Source organism: Listeria farberi (genome assembly GCF_014229245.1).
In the GTDB taxonomy this organism is placed as follows: domain Bacteria; phylum Bacillota; class Bacilli; order Lactobacillales; family Listeriaceae; genus Listeria; species Listeria farberi.
Genome location: NZ_JAARZJ010000034.1, coordinates 1 through 6431 on the forward strand (window position 1 = coordinate 1; position 6431 = coordinate 6431).

Sequence of the window (6431 nt, forward strand, 5' to 3'; positions counted from 1 at the left end):
TTGGTCTTTCCTTCTTTCCTTCAACAGCCTTTGTTTCATTATTTCCTGCTGTACTTGGGGTGTTTTCTTCTTGTTGACTTGATGCGCTAGCCTCAGCTGAAGTCGTTTCCCCTTCCTCTGCTACCTCCTCTTCCACCTCAGTTTCGGTAGATTGTTCTGGAAGAGGCGTCTCCACTTCCCCAGCTGTTACCTCTGTTGAATTACCAGCATTTACTTCATCTGCTAAAACAAGCATTCCTGGTGATGCAACTACAGTAAAAAACAAAGCCGCTCCACAGAGCCACTGCTTCCCTTTTTTCCACATACGCCAATTTTTTTGTTTTTGCTCCCTAGCTCTTCGCGAAAATCTCAAGTTTATCTTCACTCCTATCTTTTGTAAAATAAAATCAGTTAACTATAATTAAGTATTACTTATTCTGTCTTTCAAAAAATACATTTCAAGTTCCCTTAGATTCTTTTAAGGCTATTTATTATCGTATATTTATTTGTTCAGTGCATATCAAAAGGCTTAATTATAAAATTTGTTCATGGGAGAGGAGGATTTATTTTAGCAATCTCAAAAAACTTCTCGTTCTATAGTAAAACAGATCCTACTATGCAACAAATTTCATATTTTATGAACGGCATCGTAATTTACCTACTGCAGGATTTTCTGATGCATCAAACTTCCCACTTTCGCACTAAAACTCATTGTAGCGCGAAAGTTAATTTACATATCTTCTTAATTTTTTCCCATAAAAAAACGCCAAGTTTCCACCCTTGGCGTTGATTATCGGTTTATAAGCACATACTGCACGGGGGATTAGCAACTTATAAGTCCAATAATCTAACTACTTCACTTGCTAAAGGAGTAATAAATGAATATGAGAAATTATTCACAAAAATAGTATGCCGCGAGCTTATTAAGAAGTCAATAGGACAGAAAATATAATCTCCCTTTACCCAAACGAAACAAGACATCTATGCTGTCTCTTTCCCAAAGATTTCTAATGTCCAAATAATGATAAAACTTTTTCGTTTTATCATCTCTATAAATTCTTAAGCTAATTTTGTTTTGCTATCATTATTTCCAATACCACTAGAAAGTAAAAAAGCTTTTACATAAAGTGCACTGAATCCAACATAAGATGTATTTATTTTTATACATGAATTGCTAAGATAAAAACAATATATCTTAATTAGAGAAAGGGATAAATGCTTATGGATTTTAACAATTATAAAAATAGCTTAAATATTATTATCGAAAGACTAGAAACAATAAAAAGGACCATAAAAACGGAAGAAGCTACAAAAATAACTCTCGTACTTCCGTTTTTTCAAGCTTTAAATTATGACATTTTTAATCCACAAGAATTCGTACCAGACTATACGGCAGATTCAGATATTAAAATAAGGGAAACAATAGACTACGCTATTATGAAAGACGGGAATCCTATCATACTGATTAATGTTAAGCCTGTTGATAAGAGTTTACAAAAACATGATTCTCAATTATTCAACTATTTCCGCACTTCAAACACAAAAATTGGCATTTTAACTAATGGAGATGAATATCTTTTCTTTACAGATTTAGATGAACCCAATAAAATGGATTCTGCACCATTTCTATCATTTTGCCTTTCCACTATCGAAGAAAAACAAATCACTGAATTAAGTAAGTTCTATAAAAATAATTTCAATATGAATTCCATATTAAAAACCACCCTAGATTTAAAATATACGAAACAAATACGCTACTTTTTAGATACAGAATTTAACTCACCCTCTAAAGAATCGGTTTCCTTTATTTTAAATTCATTTTATAAGGGGCGAAAAAGACATTCTGTTATAAAACGATTTTCTCCAATGATAAAACAAAGCATGCATCAGTTTATTACTGATGCAGTAAGTAATAAATTAAACACCATTTTGAATTCTTCTATCCACCAAAATAAAAAAATGGATGTAACAGAAAAAGATAGCAAGTTATCTAATGATGATATCGTTGTAACCAAAGAAAAAATAGCTGCATATACCATTACTAAACTCATTCTTAAGGATAGTATTAATTTAAAGCGAGTGTCCTGCGATGACAATAAATCTCATTTTAGCGTTCTACTAGATACAAATAATCGAAAATGGCTATTTCGTCTACATATAAACAATGATCGTAGCTACATAGTATTCAATGATTGCTACAAAACAGAACTAGACATTCTAGATGCAATAGATATCTATAACCATAAAGATAAGATGTTAGATGTTGCAAACCAATTATTAAACATAGTCTAAAAAATAAAAATACTAAAAGTGCTCCTGTAATAATTGGGATTACTTTTAGTATTTATTCTTACCTTAATTACCATACAGTAAATTTTTCTTTATTCTCATTAACTACTCTCCAATTGCAAATTAACACTATAGTTTTCTCACCATTTGGCTTAAAATGCACTTTAACCATCATAAAATGTATAAAAATTCATTTTCTATACTATATATTCTTAGTATAGGTGTAAATTTTCTGGAAGGAGGATCATTGAACGCATTCACAACCAACAATAGTTTTGTGGGTTTAAATAAAAATAGTAGAGGAGTAATTTTAAAATGAACAGAAAGAAGAAGCTGAAAATTAAAATATTACAATCCCTTGTTTTAGGAGCTAGTATCTTAATGTTAACAGGTTGTATGGGGTTAGATGTACAAAAAACGAGTACTCCAACAAAAACTACAAAAGAGAAAAAAGTTAAACAAGCTAAAAAAGATGCAAATGTACTACTAGATTTTTTGTATGGTGGAAAAAGAGCAGAACATCTTGAAGATGTTCTGTATCAAAACCCAGACGCAGTTGATACTCATATGATTAATCGATTATCTAAGAAACAAGAGGAGGCATTTGCAGAAAACGGTAATAGAGATGATTATTATTTAGTTATTGATGGATCCAATTATTACGCCTCTGATATAATTAAAGATTATGCTGACGCTTATTTGAAACAGACAAAGCAGATTTCTTATAACATAAAACAAGTCGATATTTCAGGAGATGAAGCTACTATAACGATTTCATACTATCCAATTGCAGGATTAGAAGAAGCGAACCCTATCGGGACAGCTAGAAGTGAACTATTCGGTGGAATCGACGAAGATACATTTATCCGTCAATCACAAAATAAGGATATTAAAACCATCAAGTCTTTAATTACGTTAAAATTATATGCCATGTATTATGGGGATTTGGATTATGAGGCAGTAAAAGTTTCTAACCCCGTTGATTTAGAATTTACTATGACTAAAAAAGGTGATTATTATTCAGCGAATGATGATGTTGTCTTCCAACTTGTAAAAGACTCACGCGTTAAATCCTATCAAGATAATAAAAAATCAGACAAAGATATTTAAAAATATTAAAAAGCGACTTGAAGCTCTATGGCACTGTCTCTGTGTTAGCTCTTCAAGTTGTTTTTTAATAACGGTGCTACTTCTTAATATTAAAAAACTGGTTTATCAGGTGTTTTTATTTTGTAGCATTTTATACATCCTTAAAAAGGATTTCAAAAACTATTAGGAGTATAGATATGAAAATTTATTTAAAACTAATTGGATTAGCCTTTATTCTTATGTTTGTTCTCAGCCTATTTTCTATAGCAGGTATTCTATTAAAAGCAACTGACCGAGAAATGACTATTCTTCAAATGACGGCCTTTCTTTTTTCAGCAATTTGCTTATACTTTTACATAAAAAGAAAAGATAACACACTAAAAGCGTTTGGCTTTAGAAAAATAAAAATAGAAATATTTTCTATTGTAGTAGTTTTATTTATGTTATTGGTTGTTGCTATACAGCCTCTTATTTTAGGCATAGATAACTCGCTTTCATTCTCCAACATCTTCTTAATTACTCTTCAAATGATTCTCGTTGGTTTGGTCGAAGAAACATTTTTTAGAGGCGTATTTTATTATTATTTAAAGAATAAAACAGCCATTGTTTATATCTTATTTTCAAGTATTGTATTTGGAGTCTTACACATAACTAGTGGGATTAATCCTGATACTACTCCTATATTAGTTGTTTTACAATTTGGCAATACTTTGCTTCTTAGCGCAGTCTTCTCTCTGATTTATTTGAAGACACAATCCATTTATCCTGTTATTATTTTCCATACATTATTTAACCTATTGGCATCCATTTCAAATTCTGGTAGTCTACAACAGAATATTTTCATCGTAGATGCTCTGTCACTTATTTACAGTCTATTCCTCTTTTTTTACGGAATCACTCATTGGGATCCCTTGAAACAATCGAACAAAAAAGTAAAGAAAAATGCGCATGATTAGACATAAAAAATTCTTTAGATGGAGTATATATACTATTTCTTTTTCCTTTATTTGGATTATGTATAAACTATTTATAAAACCAGCTATGATTTTAGTTTTTAACGATGGACCACTAGGAGAAATTATTCACTCAACCCTCAAAGTATTGACATAGATTCTCACTCATCTATGTGCGAAAACTAATTACTAGTACAAATATATTAAAACGAATTTGCTAGTATTTACTTATGTACTAAGTAATAAAGAAACTATCTAAATCTCTATCAACAAATCATTAGCAACCTTTATACCGAGTTTCTTCCTATTACAATAACCAATCTATTCTTGTACTAACTCAGAGTAGATTGGCTTTTTTTACTTAATCATATTTCTTTCTCTTAAATCCAGTTAACACAGACCTAACCATCAACAATACGCTACTTAAATTCCCTAGAATTTCTGTTGTTTTTTTCTCTCCCATGTTTTTGATCTACTAAACGTGCTTGTTGAATGAAATTAGAATCACAATTAAGCTAAGCTCTAACCTATCCTCATTTGAGCTTGCATTAACTTGCCGTAGTAAACGCAGAATTTAAAGAAGTACATGATAAATGACAAAGAAAAAACTTTTTAAAAGGTAATGACAAGGAACCAAAGTTTACAGTGGCTTATTACTCAGGATGATTTTTGATGCTATATTTTAATTTCATCTCTTGAGTATGTATAGAAGCGATACATATTTATTTTCCGCTCACTAAAAACACTTTATAGGCTCATTGTTTTGTCCATATAATCTCCTAAGCTTTAGCCTTACTAGTATTCAAAATAGCATAGCTCTAAAACAACACTCCACAATAGATTTCAAATTAGTAGTTTTGTTAGCATTCAAAATAGCATAACTCTAAAACCATTTCCTAAGAGATAACGGTTTACCATAGTTTGCTAAGTATAAAAATTACATAGCTCCGTTCTTGTAAATAGGTGTACTGTTAGAATAACTTAGCTCTAAAATCAATCGAACTTTCATTCTTCTAATATCTTTTTTGTTTTGTTAGTATTCAAAATAGCATAGCTCTAAAACGTGCCTTTCTAATCCTGGTGCTGAATAAAATTTGCTAGCATTCAAAAAATAAACTTAGCTCTAAAACATTGCTAGTGCTCTTCTACACGTTAATCTGTTTTGCTAGTATTCAAAATTACATAGTTCTAAAACGCTTTAATCATCGAAGCCTTTAAAGGTAGCTTGTCTTGCATTCCAAAATAACATAGCCCTAAAACAATAACATCAAGTGAAGCATCCAACTCTTCTTTTCATTTTGTTAGCATTCAAAACAACATAGCTCTAAAACAAAAAAACAACATGTAATCTCGCTGGTTAGTTTTGTTAGCATTCAAGATAACATAGCTCTAAAACTTCCTGATGTTAGGTTTTTCGCCATCACTAGTTTTGGTAGCATTCAAAACAACATAGCTCTAAAACTCTTCCAGCATTTTTCGAATAACTCTTGTCGTTTTGGTAGCATTCAAAACAACATAGCTCTAAAACGTTTTTGTTGGTTATGATAGTTGGCAATCGGTTTTGGTAGCATTCAAAACAACATAGCTCTAAAACGGCGCATCCGGAAAATTACAAGAAGCAATGGTTTTGGTAGCATTCAAAACAACATAGCTCTAAAACGGCGCATCCGGAAAATTACAAGAAGCAATGGTTTTGGTAGCATTCAAAACAACATAGCTCTAAAACTTCCGTGTGCCATAAGAAATCTAGTAATAAGTTTTGGTAGCATTCAAAATAACATAGCTCTAAAACATGAGGAGGTTCGATGGTGGGATATAATCCGTTTTGTTAGCATTCAAAATAACATAGCTCTAAAACTCGTAGAATTTTTTATTCTCCTAGATTTCGTAATCGCGCCACTTATCCATAGCAAGATTTCAATTTTGAATGCTTATTTTATGGTTCACATAAAATCTATTTAGTTTTCAAAGAACATTTGGATACTTACATTCCATTTTCCACTTGTAAAAAATAATCTGAATCTAGAATAACTTGCGAAAATCCTTCTACTTTTCGAGGTTCAACAAATAAAACTTTTACTTGGTTTAACGAGATATAGCGCCTTAGCTCTAGTAACTCAT

General features: G+C 31.1%; 4 protein-coding genes, 1 pseudogene and 1 CRISPR repeat array. Of the genes and pseudogenes, 3 read left to right on the forward strand and 2 right to left on the reverse strand.

The features are described from left to right. Positions 1–352: KxYKxGKxW signal peptide domain-containing protein (locus HCB45_RS14855; RefSeq protein ID WP_185620418.1), on the reverse strand; the 352-nt coding region annotated here is incomplete at its 3' end. Between the two features lie 848 nt (positions 353–1200). On the opposite strand from HCB45_RS14855, the gene HCB45_RS14860 reads away from it, so the two are divergent. The 3 genes from HCB45_RS14860 (at position 1201) to HCB45_RS14870 (ending at position 4313) form a co-directional block, all read left to right on the forward strand. Continuing rightward, positions 1201–2271, forward strand: coding sequence for a type I restriction endonuclease (locus HCB45_RS14860; RefSeq protein ID WP_185620419.1), 1071 nt, complete (start codon positions 1201–1203; stop codon positions 2269–2271). A gap of 312 nt (positions 2272–2583) precedes the next feature. Then, complete coding sequence (locus HCB45_RS14865; protein WP_185620420.1) at positions 2584–3378, forward strand: hypothetical protein; 795 nt, start codon at positions 2584–2586, stop codon at positions 3376–3378. 176 nt (positions 3379–3554) lie between these two features. After that, on the forward strand, positions 3555–4313 hold the full coding sequence (locus HCB45_RS14870; RefSeq protein ID WP_185620421.1) for a CPBP family intramembrane glutamic endopeptidase: 759 nt from the start codon (positions 3555–3557) through the stop codon (positions 4311–4313). Positions 4314–5605: 1292 nt separating this feature from the next. Then, positions 5606–6168: direct repeats of the CRISPR family, unit length 36 nt; unit sequence GTTTTGGTAGCATTCAAAACAACATAGCTCTAAAAC. Between the two features lie 126 nt (positions 6169–6294). Here the strand turns inward: HCB45_RS14870 and HCB45_RS14875 are convergent. Beyond that, a pseudogene (locus tag HCB45_RS14875) lies at positions 6295–6431 on the reverse strand (type II-A CRISPR-associated protein Csn2); the annotation flags it as partial.